The sequence below is a fragment of the Pseudomonas sp. CFBP2511 genome (assembly GCF_030209255.1).
Lineage (GTDB): Bacteria > Pseudomonadota > Gammaproteobacteria > Pseudomonadales > Pseudomonadaceae > Aquipseudomonas > Aquipseudomonas avellanae.
This window is the reverse complement of record NZ_JARVSI010000003.1, coordinates 63,418-81,912: the sequence shown is the minus strand read 5'-3', so window position 1 is coordinate 81,912 and position 18,495 is coordinate 63,418. Positions and strand designations below refer to the sequence as shown.

Here is an 18,495-nt window from a genome sequence, read left to right as displayed (position 1 = left end):
GTTTTTCTAGAACGAGAAGCTTATGACCGAGCCACTGCGCATCGTCTTCGCCGGCACCCCGGAATTTGCCGCCGAACACCTCAAGGCCCTGCTCGACAGCCCTCACCAGATCGTTGCCGTGTACACCCAGCCTGATCGCCCGGCTGGCCGTGGGCAAAAACTGATGCCCAGCCCGGTCAAGCAACTGGCGCTGCAACATGACATCCCGGTCATGCAGCCACCAACGCTGCGCGCCCCCGAGGCCCAGGCCGAACTGGCTGCGCTCAAGCCTGATTTGATGGTGGTGGTCGCCTACGGCCTGATCCTGCCACAAGTGGTGCTGGATATTCCGCGTCTGAGCTGCATCAACAGTCACGCCTCGCTGCTGCCACGCTGGCGCGGTGCTGCGCCGATTCAACGTGCGGTGCAGGCCGGTGATGCCGAGAGCGGCGTGACCGTGATGCGCATGGAGGCAGGTCTGGACACCGGACCGATGCTGCTCAAGGCCGTCACGCCGATTAGCGCGCAGGACACCGGCGGCACGTTGCACGACCGCCTGGCCGAGCTCGGTCCGCCTGCGGTGTTACAGGCTATTGCTGGCTTGGCGGAGGGTTCGCTGGTCGGCGAGGCTCAGGACGACAGCCTGGCCAATTACGCGCACAAATTGAACAAGGATGAGGCGCGCATCGACTGGACACGTCCGGCCGATGAGCTGGAACGTCTGGTGCGCGCCTTCAATCCGTGGCCGATCTGCCACAGCACGCTGAACGAAGAAGCCTTGAAAGTGCTGGCGGCTGATCTGGCCGAATGGCAGGGCGCACCGGGGACCATTCTCAGCGCCAGCAAGGACGGCCTGATCGTCGCCTGCGGCCAGAACGCCCTGCGCCTGACTCGCTTGCAACTGCCGGGCGGCAAGCCGTTGAATTTCACTGACCTGTTCAACAGTCGCCGCGAGAAATTCGCCATCGGCACGGTGCTGGGCCAATGAACCCGCGTCTGGCTGCCGCCAAGGCACTGGCTGCCGTGCTCAGCGGCAAGGCGTCGCTGAACAGTTCGTTGCCCACGCAACTGGACAAGGTCGAGCTACGTGATCGCGGCCTGACCCAGGACCTGGCTTTCGGGACGGCGCGCTGGCAGCCGCGCCTGTCGGCACTGGCCGCCAAACTGTTACAAAAGCCCTTCAAGGCCGCCGATGCTGACGTCGAAGCGTTGCTGCTGGTGGGGCTTTATCAGCTGTTTTACAGCCGCATCCCTGCGCATGCGGCCATTGGTGAAACTGTTGGCTGCGCCGACAAACTGAAAAAGCCGTGGGCCAAAGGCCTGCTCAATGCCGTGCTGCGCAATGCTCAACGCGATGGCGAAGCGCTGCTGATCGAACTGGAACACGACCCGGTGGTGCGCACCGCCCACCCGCGCTGGCTGCAAAAAGCCCTGAAAGCCGCATGGCCGGAGCAGTGGGAAGCCATTTGCGCAGCCAACAACGCGCACCCGCCGATGATTTTGCGGGTCAACCGCCGTCACCACCGTCGCGATCAGTACCTTGAGCTGCTCAAGACTGCCGGGCTGGAAGCGAGCGCGTGCACGTTCAGTCAGGACGGTATCGTGCTGGCCGAGCCGTGCGATGTGCGCTCGCTGCCCGGTTTTGCCGAAGGCTGGATCAGTGTGCAGGACGAAGCCGCGCAACTGGCCGCCGACCTGCTGGAACTGGCCCCGGGCCAACGCGTGCTCGACGCCTGCTGTGCGCCGGGTGGCAAGACCTGCCATTTGCTGGAGGTGCAGCCGCAACTGAGCGGCGTGGTGGCGGTAGACCTGGAAGCCAAGCGCCTGGTGCGCGTGCGTGAAAACCTTGAGCGCCTGGGTCTGGACGCTGAACTGATCGCCGCCGATGCCCGCGAGACAGCGCAGTGGTGGGATGGCAAGCCGTTCCAGCGCATTCTGCTCGACGCCCCGTGCTCGGCCACCGGCGTGATCCGTCGCCACCCGGACATCAAACTGACCCGCCAACTGGACGACATCGCCGCGCTGGCCACCTTGCAGGGCGAACTGCTCGACGCGTTGTGGCCCACGCTGCAAGTAGGCGGCATGCTGGTGTACGCGACCTGCTCGACACTGCCAACTGAAAACACCGACGTCATCGAGGCTTTTCTGGCACGCACCTCCGGGGCCAGAGAACTGGATATCGCCGGGCAGGCCGGGCAGCCACCGGCCGGCATAAAGCAACCGCACGGTCGTCAGTTGTTGGCCCAACAAGGTGGCCACGATGGTTTCTACTACGCCAAACTGATCAAGATCGCAGCTCAAGATCGCGGCGGCGCAGGAGTAACCAGTTGAAGATCATCATTCTGGGTGCGGGTCAGGTGGGCGGTACACTGGCCGAGCATCTGGCGGGCGAAGCCAACGACATCACCGTGGTCGACACCGACGGCGACCGCTTGCGCGATCTGGGTGATCGCCTGGACATCCGCACCGTGCAGGGCAAAGGCTCGTATCCGGCGGTGCTGCGCCAGGCAGGTGCCGACGACGCTGACATGCTGGTCGCCGTGACCAGCAGCGACGAAGCCAACATGATCGCCTGCCAGGTGGCCCACACGCTGTTTCACACACCGACCAAGATCGCGCGCATCCGTGAAGCGGCGTACCTGACCCGCGCAGGCCTGTTCGACAAGAACGCGATTCCGGTCGACGTGCTGATCAGCCCGGAACAGGTGGTCACCAATTACATCAAGCGCCTGATCGAGTACCCCGGCGCGCTTCAGGTAATCGATTTCGCCGAAGGCAAGGCGCAGCTGGTCGCGGTCAAAGCCTATTACGGCGGGGCGCTTGTCGGTCAGCAACTGCGCCAGCTGCGCGCGCACATGCCCAATGTCGATACCCGTATCGCAGCGATCTACCGGCGCGACCGGGCGATCCTGCCCAAAGGCGATACGGTCATCGAAGCCGACGACGAGGTATTTTTCATCGCCGCCAGGGCTGATATTCGTGCGGTGATGGGCGAGCTGAGGCGTCTGGACGAGAACTACAAACGCATCGTCATCGCCGGCGGCGGCAACATCGGCGAGCGTCTGGCCGAAGCCATTGAAAGCCGTTATCAGGTCAAGATCATCGAAGTGAACCCGGCGCGCTGCCGCTACCTGTCGGAGAACCTCGACAGTACCGTGGTCCTGCAGGGCAGCTCATCGGACCGCGACCTGCTGCTGGAAGAAAACATCGGTAACACCGACCTGTTTCTGGCGCTGACCAACGACGACGAAGCCAACATCATGTCGTCACTGCTGGCCAAACGGCTGGGCGCACGCAAGGTGATGACGCTGATCAACAACCCGGCCTACGTTGATCTGGTCCAGGGCGGCGAGATTGACGTCGCTGTCAGCCCGCAACTGGCAACCATCGGCACGTTGCTGGCCCACGTACGCCGGGGCGATATCGTCAGCGTCCATTCCCTGCGGCGGGGCGCAGCCGAGGCCATTGAGATCGTTGCCCACGGCGACCCGAAATCCAGCAAGGTGGTCGGTCGCGCCATCAAGGACATCAACCTGCCGACCGGTACGGCGATTGGCGCGATCATCCGCGACGAACAGGTTCTGATCGCCCACGACGTTACCCTGATCGAATCCGGCGACCACGTGATCATGTTTCTTGTGGATAAAAAGTGCATTCGCGATGTGGAGCGGCTGTTTCAGGTAGGACTGAGCTTTTTCTGAACAGCCTGCCGGCTGACTGAACCTCCGGCCGACCGGCTCGGTCGGCAACGCTCGTCGATCCGGGCGAATTCTCCTTGGGCCCGTGTATCTCACTTACACGCGCACTAAGCCTGTGACGGGCTTTACCAGGGAAACATACGCAATGTCTGACTCCAACGCCCCCCTTCAAGGCTCGCAAACCGACGGTTCCCCGGCAGGCGGCTGGCCTGCGCTGAATGCGGTCAACAAACACCTTCTGCACCAGCATGTGCTGGTCAAGGGCAACCGCACGCTGCTGTCCATGAACAAGCCCGGCGGCTTCGATTGCCCCAGTTGTTCCTGGCCGGACCCAAAGAAGCCGCATACTTTTGAATACTGTGAGAACGGTGCCAAGGCACTGGCTTGGGAATCTACCAAAAAACGCGTGACGCCTGAGTTTTTCGCCCGGCATACGGTCAGTGAGCTGGCCACCTGGAGCGATCACGATCTGGAAAAACAGGGCCGTATTGCCGAGCCGATGCGCTACGACGCGGCCAGCGACAAATACCTGCCCGTCACTTGGGATGAGGCGTTCGCCGAGATCGGCGAAGAGCTGCGCCAACTGAGCGACCCGTGGAAGCTGGAACTGTACACCTCCGGGCGCACGTCGAACGAAGCGGCGTTTCTGTATCAGCTGTTTGGCCGCCTGTACGGCATGGCCAATTTCCCTGATTGTTCGAACATGTGCCATGAGACCACCACTGTGGCGCTGCCGGAGTCGATCGGGGTCGGCAAGGGCACCACGACGCTGGAAGACTTCGAGAACGCCGACGCGATTTTCATCATTGGCCAGAACCCGGGAAGCAACAGCCCGCGCATGATGTCCGAGCTGCACGCGGCGGCAAAACGGGGCGCCAGCATCATCTCGTTCAACCCGCTGCGCGAAAAGGCGCTGGTGCGCTTTGCCTCGCCTCAGGACCCGCGCGACATGCTCAGCCTGCATGGCGTGGAGATCAGCTCCCGGTATCATCAGGTCAGGATCGGCGGCGACATGATCGCCCTGCAAGGCGTCTGCAAAGCGGTGATCGAAGCCGATGACGTGGCCCGGCGCGAACATCTGCCGCGCGTTCTTGATGTGGCGTTCATCGAAGAGCACACCCACGGTTTTGAGCAATACGCTGATTATTGCCGGCAGTTGCCTTGGGACCTCATCGAAAGCCATTCGGGCCTGACGCGCCAGGCCATTGAGGATGTGGCGGCGGTCTACAGGCGTTCGGAGCGGGTTATCTGCTGCTGGGGCATGGGCGTCACTCAGCACAAGCGCGGCGGCGATGCCGTGCAGCAGATCATCAACCTGCTGCTGTTACGCGGCAACATCGGCAAGCTTGGTGCCGGGGCCTGCCCGGTGCGCGGGCACTCCAATGTGCAGGGCGACCGAACGATGGGCATTTATGAAAAAGCCGGTGAGCCGTTTCTGGCCAGCATGAGCAAGGTGTTCGGTTTCGAGGCGTCGAGAAGAAAAGGGCACGCGGTGGCTGAGACCTGCGAAGCCTTGCTGCGTGGCGAAGTGGAAGCGCTCATTTCCATGGGCGGCAATTTTTTCCGCGCCATTCCTGACATCGACGCGATCTGCCCGACCGTCAGCCGCTTGAAAATGACCGTGCTGGTCAACACCAAACTGAACCGTAGCGCCACGGTGCACGGCCAGAAAGCCTTTTTGCTGCCATGCGTGGCGCGTTCGGAACGGGACCTGCAGAACGGCGTGGCGCAAACCATCACGGTCGAAGACTCGATGTCGATGGTGCACGGCTCGACCGGCATGCTGGAGCCTGCGTCAAAACATCTGATTTCCGAAGTCGCCATCATCGCCGGCATCGCCAAAGCGACGCTTGCGCCCAACCCCAACGTGGACTGGGACAGCTATGTGGGCGACTACGCCAGGATTCGCGACAAGATCGAAGAAGTGTTGCCCGAGCAGTTTTACGACTTCAATCAGCGCATTCTCGAGCCGGGCGGCTTCCGCCTGCCCAACGCTGCCAGCGAGCGTAAGTGGGACACCGAGTCCGGCAAAGCCAACTTCCTCTTCACTGAAGGGATCTACGACGAGGACGACACACCGCCGGGCGCTGCGCACTTGCAGTTGATGACGATTCGCAGCCATGACCAGTTCAACACCACGGTGTACTCCAACGATGACCGTTATCGGGATATTTTTGGCGACCGCATGGTGGTGATGCTCAACCCGCAGGACATCGAACGCCTGGGGCTGAAGGCCGGGGACTACATCGAGTTTCAGACCGCACTGGACCTGACCACCCCACGCCGCGCGCCGGGCTTCAAAGTCATCGCCTATGATGTACCGCCAGGCTGCTGCGCAGCGTACTACCCGGAAACCAACGGCCTGTTGCCACTGGCCAACCGCGACAGCCGCAGCAACACCCCTGCAGCGAAATCTATCCCGGTGAACCTGGTGCGGATGAGCCCGGAAGGGGCGCAAGTAGCATTGGAGCGGCGCGGGTTGATAGCGGCGGCCAGTTGAACCCAATGCGCAACGATAACCTCAATTATCATGCGGCGCTCCGCGTCGCATGCAGTTCTGGACGCTCCGCGTCCGGTCTTGAATAGGCGGCGCGGCGCAGAGTTGTGACGCGGAGCGTCACGCAAGGCATTGCGACGCTGGAGCGTGCGCAACGATAACCTCAACTACCGTGCGGCGCTCCGCGTCACATGCAGTCCTGGACGCTCCGCGTCCGGTCTTTCCTAGTACCAGCGTGCTTCGCCTGGTGGACGTTTCTTGAAGCGTTTCATGGTCCACATGTACTGGCTCGGATAAGCCCGCACGTATTTCTCGACCACTTTGCTCATCGCCGCTGCTGAGGTTTGGGTGTCGGTGCTGTACATGGCTTCGGGAGCCGCCTCCAGCACAACCTTATAGCCCGAACCGTCCGGCAGGCGCATGGCGTGCAGGAACACGCCGACGGCCTTGCCGCCAGCCAGCATGTTCGGCACAAACTTGCTGGTCAGCGCCTGGGTGCCGCAAAAAGGCACGAAGATGCCCGCTGATTCAGCCGGCTCCGGATCGGCCGGGATGCCCACAGAACCACCTTTGCGCACTTCCTTGATGACACTGAGAATGCCTTCCTTGGTCGATGCGGCAACACGGTTGCCCAACTGCACACGCTGTTTGCGCAACAGGTCATCCACCGCTTTCAACTTGGGCGGACGATAGAAAATGATCGGCTTGCACTGGCTGCAATAGAAGTGATTGAGCACTTCCCAGTTGCCCAGGTGACTGGTAATCCCGACCACGCCCTTGCCAGACGCCAGCGCGTCCTTGAGCACTTCGAGCCCTTCGACTTCGCGCACCAGATTGATCGATTTCTGAGCAGGCCAGATCCACGCGCAAGCGCTTTCGGTGAGTGTCTTGCCGATGTCCATCAGGCTGCGGCCGACCAGCTTTTCCAGCTCGGGCTCGCTCAGTTCGGGGAAACACTTGGACAGGTTGATCCGCGCCACTTCGCGCGAGCGGTTGGGCAGCTTCCACATCAACCAGCCGATGGCCGTACCGACCCATTGCACGGCTCGCCACGGCAGCAGCGCAAACAATCGCAACGCCCCGACCATTACGGCGCCTTTGAACTTATCCACAGATGACTCCCAGATTCTCGAGGCAGGTAGTGTAACGTCAGCGGCTCAGGAGCGCGTACCGATCACAATCGACGGTATGGTCCATGACCATGCCGGTGGCCTGCATGTAGGCATAACAGATGGTCGGGCCGACAAACGTGAAGCCGGCTTTTTTCAGTGCCTTGCTCATTGCTTCGGCCTCGGCGGTAATGGCCGGGACCTCGCTGCGATCCTTGAAATGGTTGATTTTCTGTTTGCCACCGACAAACGACCAGAGCAGGCCGACCGGGTCTTCCAGCGCCAGCCAGGCCCGCGCGTTAGTGCGCACGGCCTTGAGCTTGAGGCGATTGCGGATGATGCTCGGATCTAGCATCAGCGCGTCTATCTCGGCATCGCTCAATTGCGCCAGCCGCTCGGCGTCGAAGCCGAACAGCACCTCGCGATAACGCGCCCGACGCTTGAGAATCGTGATCCACGACAGACCCGCCTGGAACCCTTCGAGCAAAAGCAACTCGAAGAGCTTCTGCGCATCGCGCAGCGGCACTCCCCACTCCTGATCGTGATAAGCGATGTACAAGGGGTCTTCGTTGCACCAAAAGCAGCGTGTCATAGGGCTCCCAGGAGTGGACGTGCGGCCGAATCGGGTATACTCCCGCTCTTTGAATCGCAGCCCAGCACAGGTGAAATTTGTGAGCCAGCCTACGCCAGCCGTGCGTACCTTCCAAGACTTGATCCTCGCCCTCCAGCAATACTGGGCAGAACAAGGTTGCGTGGTACTTCAGCCCTACGATATGGAAGTAGGCGCCGGCACGTTCCACACCGCCACGTTTCTGCGCGCCGTAGGCCCGGAAACCTGGAATGCCGCTTACGTACAGCCAAGCCGTCGGCCGACTGACGGCCGTTACGGCGAAAACCCGAACCGCCTGCAGCATTACTACCAGTTTCAGGTGATTCTCAAGCCCAACCCGGACAACTTCCAGGAACTGTACCTGGGCTCGCTCAAGCACATCGGCCTCGATCCGCTGGTGCATGACGTGCGTTTTGTCGAAGACAACTGGGAATCGCCGACGCTGGGCGCCTGGGGTCTGGGCTGGGAAATCTGGCTCAACGGCATGGAAGTCTCGCAGTTCACCTACTTCCAGCAGGTCGGCGGCATCGAGTGCTACCCGGTGACTGGCGAAATCACCTACGGCCTCGAGCGTCTGGCGATGTACCAGCAGGGCGTGGACTCGGTCTACGACCTGGTGTGGGCTGACGGCCCGTTCGGCAAAGTGACCTACGGCGACGTGTTCCACCAGAACGAGGTGGAGCAGTCCACCTACAACTTCGAACACGCCAACGTCGACAAACTGTTCGAACTGTTCGACTTCTACGAAAGCGAAGCTGCACGCCTGATCGAGCTGGAGCTGCCGTTGCCAGGCTACGAAATGGTCCTCAAGGCTTCGCACACCTTCAACCTGCTGGATGCCCGTCGCGCGATTTCCGTGACCGCGCGTCAGCAATACATCCTGCGCGTACGCACACTGGCCCGCTCGGTGGCTCAGGCCTACCTGCAGGCCCGGGCCCGTCTCGGCTTCCCGATGGCGCCGCCCGATCTACGCGATGAAGTGTTGGCCAAGCTGGAGGCAGCGCAATGAGTGCTCAAGATTTTCTGGTCGAACTGGGCACCGAAGAACTGCCACCCAAGACCCTCGTCTCACTGGCCGATGCATTTCTCGCCGGCATTGAAAAAGGCCTCGCTGGCGCAGGTCTGACCTATAGCGCCAAACAGGTCTACGCCGCGCCGCGTCGCCTGGCCGTGCTGATCACCGCACTGGCCACGCAACAGCCGGATCGTAGCGTTAATCTGGACGGCCCGCCGCGTCAGGCCGCGTTCGACGCTGACGGCAACCCGACTCAGGCAGCGTTGGGGTTTGCCAAGAAGTGCGGCGTCGACCTGAGCGAAATCGATCAGAGCGGCCCGAAACTGCGCTACAGCCAGACCATTCTCGGCAAGCCGACCACCTCGCTGCTGCCGACCATTGTCGAAGACTCGTTGAACGACCTGCCGATTGCCAAGCGCATGCGCTGGGGCGCTCGCAAGGAAGAGTTCGTACGGCCGACCCAGTGGTTGGTGATGCTGTTCGGCGATCAGGTGGTGGACTGCACGATTCTCGCCCAGAGCGCCGGTCGTCATTCTCGCGGCCACCGCTTCCATCACCCGGAAGACGTGCGTATTTCTTCGCCTGCCGGCTACCTCAGCGACCTGCGCGCAGCTAATGTTCTGGCCGACTTCAACGAACGTCGCCAGATCATCAGCAAGCGCGTCGAAGAGCTGGCCAGCCAACAGGAAGGCACCGCCATCGTGCCGCCAAGCCTGCTGGATGAAGTGGCCGGGCTGGTCGAGTGGCCGGTTCCACTGGTGTGTTCGTTCGAAGAGCGTTTCCTTGATGTGCCTCAGGAAGCCCTGATCACCACCATGCAGGACAACCAGAAGTATTTCTGCCTGCTGGATGCCGACGGCAAGTTGCTGCCGCGCTTCATCACGGTGGCCAACATCGAGAGCAAGGACCCGGCCCAGATCATCGCCGGTAATGAGAAGGTGGTTCGTCCACGCCTGACCGACGCCGAATTCTTCTTCAAGCAGGACAAGAAGCAGAAGCTGGAAACCTTCAACGATCGCCTGAAAAACGTCGTGTTCCAGGCCCAGTTGGGCAGCGTATTCGACAAGGCCGAGCGCGTCTCGAAGCTTGCCGCCTACATCGCACCCCGCATCGGCGGCGACGCCCAGCGTGCGGCGCGTGCCGGGCTGTTGTCCAAGTGCGACCTGTCGAGTGAAATGGTTGGCGAGTTCCCGGAAATGCAGGGCATTGCCGGTTACTATTACGCCAAGGCCGATGGCGAGGCAGAAGATGTCGCGCTGGCGCTCAACGAGCAGTACATGCCACGTGGCGCAGGTGCTGAGCTGCCGACCACGCTGACCGGTGCGGCAGTTGCCATCGCTGACAAGCTCGACACGCTGGTCGGTATTTTCGGTATCGGCATGCTGCCCACCGGCAGCAAAGACCCGTATGCCTTGCGTCGTGCGGCGCTGGGTATCCTGCGGATCCTGATCGAGAAGAAGCTGGACCTGAACCTGGTCGAGACCGTGAAGTTCGCGGTCACGCAGTTCGGTGCCAAGGTCAAGCCCGCAGGGCTGGCTGAGCAGGTGCTGGAATTCATCTTCGACCGTCTGCGTGCGCGTTACGAAGACGAAGGCGTCGAAGTGGCGGTATATCTCTCGGTGCGTGCCTTGCAGCCCGCCTCGGCGCTTGATTTCGATCAGCGCGTTCAGGCGGTGCAGGCTTTCCGCAAACTGCCGCAAGCCGCCGCACTGGCTGCCGTGAACAAGCGCGTATCGAACCTGCTGAGCAAGGCCGAGGGCAGCATTGCCCAGACCGTCGAGCCCAAGTACTTCGACAACGCCAACGAGTTCTCGCTGTACTCGGCAATCCAGCAGGCTGATCATGCGGTCCAGCCAATGGCTGCCGAGCGTCAGTACAGCGAATCGCTGGCGCGTCTGGCGATGCTGCGCGAGCCGGTCGATGCGTTCTTTGAAGCGGTGATGGTCAACGCGGAAGACGCCAATGTGCGCGCCAACCGTTATGCCTTGCTGGCGCGCTTGCGCGGCCTGTTCCTCGGCGTTGCCGATATCTCGCTGCTGGGCTGACAAGGGGACGCTGTTGAAACTGCTGATACTCGACCGGGATGGCGTAATCAATCACGACTCCGACGCCTACATCAAGTCGGTTGAGGAGTGGATACCCATTCCTGGCTCGGTCGAGGCCATCGCAGCGCTGAGCAAGGCCGGCTGGACGGTGGCCATCGCCACCAACCAGTCGGGCATTGCCCGAGGTTATTACGACCTGGCCACCCTGGACGCCATGCATGAGCGCTTGCGCACGCTGGTGGCAGAGCAGGGTGGCGAGGTTGGTTTGATCGTCTATTGTCCGCATGGGCCAGACGATGGCTGTGACTGTCGCAAACCCCGACCCGGCATGCTCCAGGCCATTGCCCGACACTACTCGGCAGACCTGAAGGGCCTGTGGTTCGTGGGCGACAGCAAAGGTGACCTGCAAGCCGCGCTGGCCGTCGATTCTCAGCCTGTGCTGGTGTTGACCGGTAAAGGCCGCAAGACGATGAACGGCGAAGTGCCGACAGGTACGCTGATTTTTGACGATCTGGCGGCGGTTGCCGCAGAACTTATCCACACTAGCGCTTCACTGAACAACTGACCTTCCAGGTTCAGGACGCTCAAGGAGCGGGCACCTGCCCGTACGGTAAACGTAACTATGTCGATCATGCAGGCAATCAGGACCTTCATCTTTTACCTGTTGCTGGGCACCAGCTCGCTGCTGTGGTGCACCTTGAGCTTTTTCATCGCGCCGTTTCTGCCGTTCAAGGCCCGCTATCGCTTCATCAATGTCTACTGGTGCCGTTGCGCACTGTGGCTGACCCGGGTGTTCCTCAACATCAAGGTCGAAGTAAGCGGCGCAGACAACGTTCCGAAAACGCCGTGCGTGATCATCTCCAACCATCAAAGCACGTGGGAAACCTTCTTTCTGTCGGCGTATTTCGAGCCACTGAGCCAGGTCCTCAAGCGTGAGTTGCTGTACGTGCCCTTCTTCGGCTGGGCGATGGCCATGCTGCGCCCCATCGCCATCGACCGTGACAACCCGAAGGCTGCACTCAGGGAAATCGCCAAGAAGGGCGACGAACTGCTCAAGGACGGCGTCTGGGTGCTGATCTTCCCGGAAGGCACGCGTGTGCCTTACGGCCAGGTCGGCAAGTTCTCGCGTGGCGGCACGGCACTTGCGGTCAACGCCGACCTTCCGGTTCTGCCTATTGCTCACAACGCAGGCAAATACTGGCCTCGCGATGGCTGGGGGAAGAAGCCAGGCACTATTCAGGTAGTCATCGGCGAACCGATGTACGCCGAAGGCACCGGCCCCCGCGCCATCGCAGCGTTGAACGAGCGCGTTCAGACCTGGAATGAGGATACTCAACGCGCATTGGGCTCACCGGTTGCACCGGCGACAAGCACCGAAAAAGTCCCGGCGTGATTTTGTGGATAACCTGTGCACGGAATTTTGAAAAAATCCAAAAACGGCGTTTAACCTATTAATTCCTATACATATTTCTGTTAGCCATAAAAGCACGTAAAACGTGCATAAGTTTTGGTGATGTACAAAAAACCGACCTCGAAAGGGTCGGTTTTTTTGTTCAAGGCCTCTAGCGAGATACGACTATCCGATACTCCTGCGCAGGCAATCCGTACCGTTGACGAAACACCCTGCTGAAGTACGCCACATCGCTGAATCCCCAGCGCCAGGCGATCTCGCTGATCTGTCGATTGACCAGCAGTGGTTCGCGCAAATCGTTGGCGCAGTGTTGCAACCGTGAAGACAGCAGATACCGACCGAACGATGTCTCCTCGTCGTGAAAAAGGCTGTTGAGGTAGCGAGTGCTTATTCCGAACCAGGCGCTGACGCAGGGGAGGTTAAGCGTTGTATCTGTCAGGTTGGACTGAATGTGGTCTTTGATGCGCAGCAGAAGGGCGCTGCGCTTCGAGCCCTGTGCCTTTCCTTTGACCCGCTCGGACAGCGCCATTGCTAGCAGGTCCAGCCCTTGCTCAGTTATCCGAACTTGCTGTGTTTCACCCACTCGATTCTCGAGGGCGGCAAGGCCGGTGAAAAAGTCGAACACCAATCCATTGAGCGGGTTATCGCGAGACATTGATAACGCCGTCAGATACTCAAGATTGCACAGGCGCTGTTGCAGACTCTTGCGCGGGATTTGCACCACGGTCTGCCTGAATGCACTGTCGAAGTGCAGCCGGTAGGGGCGACGAGTGTCATAGATAGCAAAGTCGCCGACCTCCAATACTGCCTCGCGCCCCTCTTGGGAAACCTGCGCCCTGCCTTCAAGCGCCAGACTCACCAGTACAAATTCATCCCCTTGGCAGGGCAGGTGGTGATGGCTTACTTCGGCATCCAGGCATTGCATCCGGTAATCCGGTATGTCTGCCGGACCTTGCACCTATCACCGGAGCATTTCGTCGCGGGCTCAGGTCCGCAGTATTGGGACAGCGCTCGCTGCGTGGATACCAATGGCCTGCATACCTGCATTGCCATTGCTTACTGGCGAGACGTGGATACGTTTTGTCAGTGGCGCAACGACTCGGGTTTCAGTCAATGGTGGCAAGACCCGGCTCGTGGAGCAGAACCTTTTGGCTGGTTTATCGAGATTGTCTGTCCCAGCGCCGAGCGTTTCGAAACATTATTTTCTGCCCCGGGAACGCCCGAAGGCGTTGCTCATTTAGCCACCCACATGAGCGAGCCGATTCTGGAACACGCCTACTGGGGCAGTTCTCGCGACCGCATTCCTCTGGCCCAGACCGACGCGTTGATCGGTAGCGGCGGCCCCACGAGTGAAGCGCCTCAGCGCCCAGGTCGTGTACGCGTTTCAGGCCGCGACAACCTTTGCCTGATTCGTTCCGGTCAGGACTGGAGCAGTACCACTGGACAGGAGCGCGACCTGTACTTGAACGACATACAACCCGTCCTGAAAACCGGGATGACGTTTCTGCGTGATGAGGGAGCCACCGTCGGCTGCCTCAACTGTCGGTTCATGCAAGCACTGGATGATAGCGAGACTGGCGAGCCTGTGGAGAAGAGTTTCGGCCTGGCGTGGTTCGATGATCTGGCCAACCGGCTCTATGGACATCTCAAGGACGACGGTGAGGCAAACTCGCTCGGCCAGACCACAGGCACCGGCGACCTGATTCTCGGCGCACCGGTGAAGTGGACCTTGAGCACGGCACACAAGGATGTCTTTTCCCTGGCACCTTACCTATACGCGCCCACCGGCAGCTACGACAACGATGACGCGTTAAACCTCGGAGAAAACCGCTGGCGTCTTTTGCTGCAGGCGGCTTACATCCACCACTTCAACGAAAAATGGGCGCTCGACACCGCCGCCGATATTTTATGGTTCAGCCATAACAACGATTACAGCCCTGGCAGTGCCACGCTCGAACAAAAAACACGCTACGAATATCAGGCTTATCTGCGCGACAACCTTTCGCCACAAAACCATTTTGCGTTTGGTGGTGGCTACATCAATGGCGGAGAAAACCGGGTGGGTGGCATCAATCAGGACGATAGGCTGAGCACCACGCACCACGTATGTACGCATCAGCGCCACTCACATGCTGACGACATCGGTTCATATACAGGCAGTGATCGGCAGGGATGTGGAAGTGGAGCAGGGCTTTATGGAGAAGTCCCGGTTGAATCTGCGTTTGGCGAAACTGTTCTAGGTGCGGGAATGCGCTCATGTAGGTGGTGCATCGGCCGCTCAGTAGACGCTGGTGAGTCATCCTTTATACGGTGAGCTTGCTCGTGGAGGGTTGGCTTACTGGGTGAAAAACGCCTGCTTGCTATTCACGATGATGTGTTCCACGTGGAACACTGTAGCAATCCGGGTGCTCGGCAAAGTCGCCCTTGCACATTTCAAGCTTGGCGTCTGTCACCGCGTCGGCCTCTATGCCGTGCTCAGGGTTCTCATCCAAGCGCCTTGGTCTGCCAGACCACTTGTGTGTTTCAAGCACCACACAAACAAAAACCCCGGCTTTCGCCGGGGTAGATGTTTGATCAAGCGTCCATCAGAAGTCCAGGTTGGATACCGCCAGCGCATTGCTCTCGATGAAGTCACGGCGTGGTTCGACCGCATCACCCATGAGGGTGTTGAAGATCTGGTCAGCGCCGATGGCGTCTTCGATAGTGACTTTCAGCATGCGACGCACGCTTGGGTCCATGGTGGTTTCCCAGAGTTGGTCCGGGTTCATTTCACCCAGTCCTTTGTAGCGCTGGATGGTATGGCGCTTAGTGCTTTCAGCCATCAGCCAGGCGAGGGCTTGTTTGAACTCGGTGACGGGCTTTTTGCGCTCGCCACGTTGCACGTACGCACCTTCTTCCAGCAGCGTGCTTATCTGCGCGCCCAGGGCCGTGACGGTCTTGTAGTCGTTGCTGCCGAAGAAGTCGCGGTTGAAGGTGATGTAATTCGACAGGCCGTGGGAGATCAGTTCGACCTCTGGCAGCCAGACGTTACGCTCACGGTCTTCGCGCAGGCTGGCTTTGTAGACCAGACCCGACTTCTCACCAGTGCGCAGACGCACGTCGAACAGTGCCAGCCAGGCTTGCATGCCCTCGTGGTCGGATAGCTGCTCCAGGGTGATTGGCGGCAGATAGACGAAGTGTTCGGTCAATTCCTGTGGGTACAGACGCGAAAGGCGCTTGAGGGTTTTCATGACCATGCGGAAGTCGTGAACCAGTTTCTCCAGCGCGGTGCCCGAGATACCCGGTGCAGACTCGCTGAGGTGCAGACTGGCGTCTTCAAGGGCCGATTGGGTCATGTATTCTTCCATGGCCTCGTCGTCCTTGATGTACTGCTCCTGCTTGCCTTTCTTGACCTTGTACAGCGGCGGCTGAGCGATGTAGATGTAGCCACGCTCGATTAGCTCCGGCAACTGACGGAAGAAGAAGGTCAGCAGCAGGGTGCGGATGTGCGAGCCGTCGACGTCAGCATCGGTCATGATGATGATGTTGTGATAGCGCAACTTGTCGATGTTGTACTCTTCGCGGCCAATGCCACAGCCCAGCGCGGTGATCAAGGTGCCCACTTCCTGAGAAGAGATCATCTTGTCGAAGCGTGCTTTTTCAACGTTCAGAATCTTGCCCTTAAGAGGCAGGATGGCCTGGGTTCTACGGTTACGTCCCTGCTTGGCTGATCCGCCAGCAGAGTCCCCTTCCACCAGGTACAGTTCGGAGAGGGCAGGGTCTTTTTCCTGGCAGTCAGCCAGTTTGCCTGGCAAGCCGGCGATGTCCAAAGCGCCTTTACGGCGAGTCATCTCACGGGCCTTACGCGCAGCTTCACGGGCACGGGCTGCGTCGATCATCTTGCCGACGACGGCTTTGGCTTCGTTCGGGTTTTCCAGCAGGAAGTCGGAGAAGTACTTGCCCATTTCCTGTTCGACTGCAGTTTTGACTTCGGACGAAACCAGCTTGTCTTTGGTCTGCGAGCTGAACTTCGGATCAGGTACTTTGACCGAGATAATTGCAGTCAGACCTTCACGCGCATCGTCACCGGTGGTCGCGACCTTGTGCTTCTTGGCCAGACCTTCCTGCTCGATGTAGTTGTTCAGGTTACGCGTCAGTGCGGATCGGAACCCCACCAGGTGAGTACCGCCATCGCGCTGTGGAATGTTGTTGGTGAAGCACAACAGGTTCTCGTTGAAGCTGTCGTTCCACTGCAGGGCAATCTCGACGCCAATACCATCATCGCGCTGGACATTGAAGTGGAACACTTCGTTGACCGGCGTCTTGTTGGTGTTCAGGTATTCAACGAACGCACGCAAACCGCCTTCGTACTTGAACAGTTCTTCCTTGCCGCTACGCTCGTCCTTGAGGACGATGCCAACACCAGAGTTCAGGAACGACAGTTCACGGATCCGCTTGGCCAGAATGTCCCAACTGAAGTGGATATTCTTGAAGGTCTCAGCAGATGGCTTGAAGTGAATCTGGGTGCCGGTGCTGTCGCTTTCGCCGACGATTTTCATCGGTTCTTGTGGAACACCGTGAATGTAGGTCTGTTCCCAGATTTTGCCACTGCGACGTACTGTCAGCAACAGAAGTTCTGAAAGGGCGTTGACCACGGAAACACCTACACCGTGCAAACCGCCGGATACTTTGTAGGAGTTGTCATCGAACTTACCACCCGCGTGGAGCACGGTCATGATGACTTCGGCTGCCGACACGCCTTCTTCTTTATGCACGTCTACCGGAATACCGCGGCCGTTGTCGCGCACGGTGATAGATTCGTCTGGATGGATGATGATGCTGATGTCGTCGCAGTGGCCTGCCAATGCTTCGTCGATCGAGTTATCAACCACCTCGAACACCATATGGTGCAGACCGCTGCCATCGTCTGTATCACCGATGTACATTCCGGGACGCTTGCGTACGGCATCAAGTCCTTTCAGCACTTTAATGCTGGACGAGTCGTACGTTTGGTTTTCGCTCATGCAATCACTCCCGATGGTCGTGGGTCTGGGTGATACGGCCTTGTTCCACGTGGAACAATGCGACTGGCGTATCCGTCTGCCAGCCTTCCCTCAAAAATTCTTGATCTACACAGGTGATAAATACCTGGCAGCGTAATTCTTCCAGCAAGCGGCAAAGCGCGCGTCGATGGTTGTCGTCCAGTTCGGAGGGCAAGTCATCCACCAGGTAAATACACTGGCCGCGACGGACCTGGCTGACCAGGTGTCCTTGAGCAATACGCAGTGCACAGACCACCAATTTTTGCTGACCACGTGACAAGATATCTGCCGCGTTGTGGGCACCTAATCTAAGGCGCAGATCAGCACGTTGTGGTCCTGCCTGGGTGTGGCCCATTTGCTGATCGCGATTCAGGGAGGAGGCGAGCACAGTGCTCAGCTCTTTTTCCTTGTCCCATCCTCGGTAGTAGCTAAGGGTCAAACCTTCGAGTTCAACAAGTTCGCTCAAAGTCTTTTCAAAGACGGGCTTCAATGCCTTGATATAGGCGCGACGAAACTCATCGATCTCGTCACTTGCCAAACACAGCTCCCGGTCCCATGCCGCCTGCGAAGCGGCGTCAAGTGTACCATGCCGAAGCCACGAGTTTCGCTGCTTGAGGGCCTTCTGCAGGCGCTGCCAGGTGGACATGAAGCGAGGTTCCACGTGGAACACTCCCCAGTCCAGAAACTGCCTGCGAATCTTCGGCGCGCCCTCAAGTAATCGGAAGCTATCAGGATTGATTAACTGCAGCGGCAGGATCTCGGCAAGCTGCGCAGCGCTGCGTGCATTCTGGCCGTCGATGCGAATCTGAAATTCCCCCTGCCTATCGCGTGAAACACCCAGATTGCTGTGGCCGCCTTGCGCGAGATCAACCTGCCCGAAAACCGTACATGACGGCTGCTCGTACTGAATAACGGGAAGCAGACGACTGCTGCGAAACGAGCGGGCGATGCCCAGCAGATGGATCGCTTCCAGCACACTGGTTTTGCCGCTGCCGTTGGCACCGTAAAGGATATTGATACGCGGGGAGGGGGAGAGGGTCACCGGGTGCAGATTGCGCACCCCGGTGACCGAGACGCGACTAAGAGACATCTAGGTTGCGCTGGACATGA

The 18,495-nt window shown here is 59.6% G+C and carries 13 protein-coding genes and 1 pseudogene; 9 read left to right on the top strand and 5 right to left on the bottom strand.

Going from position 1 to position 18,495, the window contains the following annotated elements:
- Positions 1-22 precede the first annotated feature (22 nt).
- The 4 genes from fmt to QRN38_RS02630 all read left to right on the top strand — a co-directional run bounded on the left by fmt (position 23) and on the right by QRN38_RS02630 (position 6,177).
- Positions 23-967 carry a methionyl-tRNA formyltransferase gene (gene fmt / locus QRN38_RS02645; protein WP_057417681.1) on the top strand — a complete coding sequence of 315 codons (945 nt, stop codon included), beginning with the start codon at positions 23-25 and terminating at the stop codon, positions 965-967.
- Positions 964-2,310: a 16S rRNA (cytosine(967)-C(5))-methyltransferase RsmB gene (rsmB, locus tag QRN38_RS02640; RefSeq protein ID WP_024667281.1), complete on the top strand. Its 1,347-nt coding sequence runs from the start codon at positions 964-966 to the stop codon at positions 2,308-2,310. The genes fmt and rsmB overlap by 4 nt, the downstream gene beginning before the upstream one ends.
- The gene (trkA, locus tag QRN38_RS02635; RefSeq protein ID WP_005768190.1) at positions 2,307-3,680 is read left to right on the top strand and encodes a Trk system potassium transporter TrkA; all 1,374 of its coding nucleotides are present in this window, start codon (positions 2,307-2,309) and stop codon (positions 3,678-3,680) included. Before rsmB ends, trkA begins: the two co-directional genes overlap by 4 nt.
- A 142-nt stretch (positions 3,681-3,822) precedes the next feature.
- On the top strand, positions 3,823-6,177 hold the full coding sequence (locus tag QRN38_RS02630) for an FdhF/YdeP family oxidoreductase (protein WP_057417682.1): 2,355 nt from the start codon (positions 3,823-3,825) through the stop codon (positions 6,175-6,177).
- A gap of 221 nt (positions 6,178-6,398) precedes the next feature.
- Here QRN38_RS02630 and QRN38_RS02625 read toward each other — a convergent pair whose 3' ends face one another.
- Both QRN38_RS02625 and QRN38_RS02620 read right to left on the bottom strand, forming a co-directional pair.
- Complete coding sequence (locus QRN38_RS02625) at positions 6,399-7,286, bottom strand: lysophospholipid acyltransferase (RefSeq protein ID WP_005768197.1); 888 nt, start codon at positions 7,284-7,286, stop codon at positions 6,399-6,401.
- 37 nt (positions 7,287-7,323) lie between these two features.
- On the bottom strand, positions 7,324-7,875 hold the full coding sequence (locus tag QRN38_RS02620) for a DNA-3-methyladenine glycosylase I (protein WP_057417683.1): 552 nt from the start codon (positions 7,873-7,875) through the stop codon (positions 7,324-7,326).
- 79 nt (positions 7,876-7,954) lie between these two features.
- On the opposite strand from QRN38_RS02620, the gene glyQ reads away from it, so the two are divergent.
- Genes glyQ through QRN38_RS02600 form a run of 4 tightly spaced genes read left to right on the top strand, consistent with a single transcriptional unit; the run spans position 7,955 to position 12,346 of the window.
- Positions 7,955-8,902 carry a glycine--tRNA ligase subunit alpha gene (gene glyQ / locus QRN38_RS02615; RefSeq protein WP_003379468.1) on the top strand — a complete coding sequence of 316 codons (948 nt, stop codon included), beginning with the start codon at positions 7,955-7,957 and terminating at the stop codon, positions 8,900-8,902.
- The gene (gene glyS / locus QRN38_RS02610) at positions 8,899-10,953 is read left to right on the top strand and encodes a glycine--tRNA ligase subunit beta (protein WP_011103028.1); all 2,055 of its coding nucleotides are present in this window, start codon (positions 8,899-8,901) and stop codon (positions 10,951-10,953) included. Before glyQ ends, glyS begins: the two co-directional genes overlap by 4 nt.
- A 13-nt stretch (positions 10,954-10,966) precedes the next feature.
- Positions 10,967-11,518 carry a D-glycero-beta-D-manno-heptose 1,7-bisphosphate 7-phosphatase gene (gene gmhB, locus QRN38_RS02605; protein WP_005768202.1) on the top strand — a complete coding sequence of 184 codons (552 nt, stop codon included), beginning with the start codon at positions 10,967-10,969 and terminating at the stop codon, positions 11,516-11,518.
- Between the two features lie 57 nt (positions 11,519-11,575).
- The gene (locus QRN38_RS02600) at positions 11,576-12,346 is read left to right on the top strand and encodes a lysophospholipid acyltransferase family protein (protein ID WP_005768204.1); all 771 of its coding nucleotides are present in this window, start codon (positions 11,576-11,578) and stop codon (positions 12,344-12,346) included.
- 169 nt (positions 12,347-12,515) lie between these two features.
- Here QRN38_RS02600 and QRN38_RS02595 read toward each other — a convergent pair.
- Positions 12,516-13,235 (bottom strand): annotated as a pseudogene (locus QRN38_RS02595) (AraC-like ligand-binding domain-containing protein); the annotation flags it as partial.
- A gap of 24 nt (positions 13,236-13,259) precedes the next feature.
- Here QRN38_RS02595 and QRN38_RS28135 point away from each other — a divergent pair.
- A complete protein-coding gene (locus QRN38_RS28135; RefSeq protein WP_233594517.1) occupies positions 13,260-14,678 on the top strand; it encodes a phenylacetaldoxime dehydratase family protein in 1,419 nt (472 codons plus the stop codon).
- A 271-nt stretch (positions 14,679-14,949) separates the two neighbouring features.
- On the opposite strand, the gene gyrB is transcribed toward QRN38_RS28135, so the two are convergent.
- The gene (gyrB, locus tag QRN38_RS02585; protein ID WP_005768224.1) at positions 14,950-17,367 is read right to left on the bottom strand and encodes a DNA topoisomerase (ATP-hydrolyzing) subunit B; all 2,418 of its coding nucleotides are present in this window, start codon (positions 17,365-17,367) and stop codon (positions 14,950-14,952) included.
- A gap of 4 nt (positions 17,368-17,371) precedes the next feature.
- On the bottom strand, positions 17,372-18,475 hold the full coding sequence (gene recF, locus QRN38_RS02580; protein ID WP_003377871.1) for a DNA replication/repair protein RecF: 1,104 nt from the start codon (positions 18,473-18,475) through the stop codon (positions 17,372-17,374).
- Between the last annotated feature and the right edge of the window lie 20 nt (positions 18,476-18,495).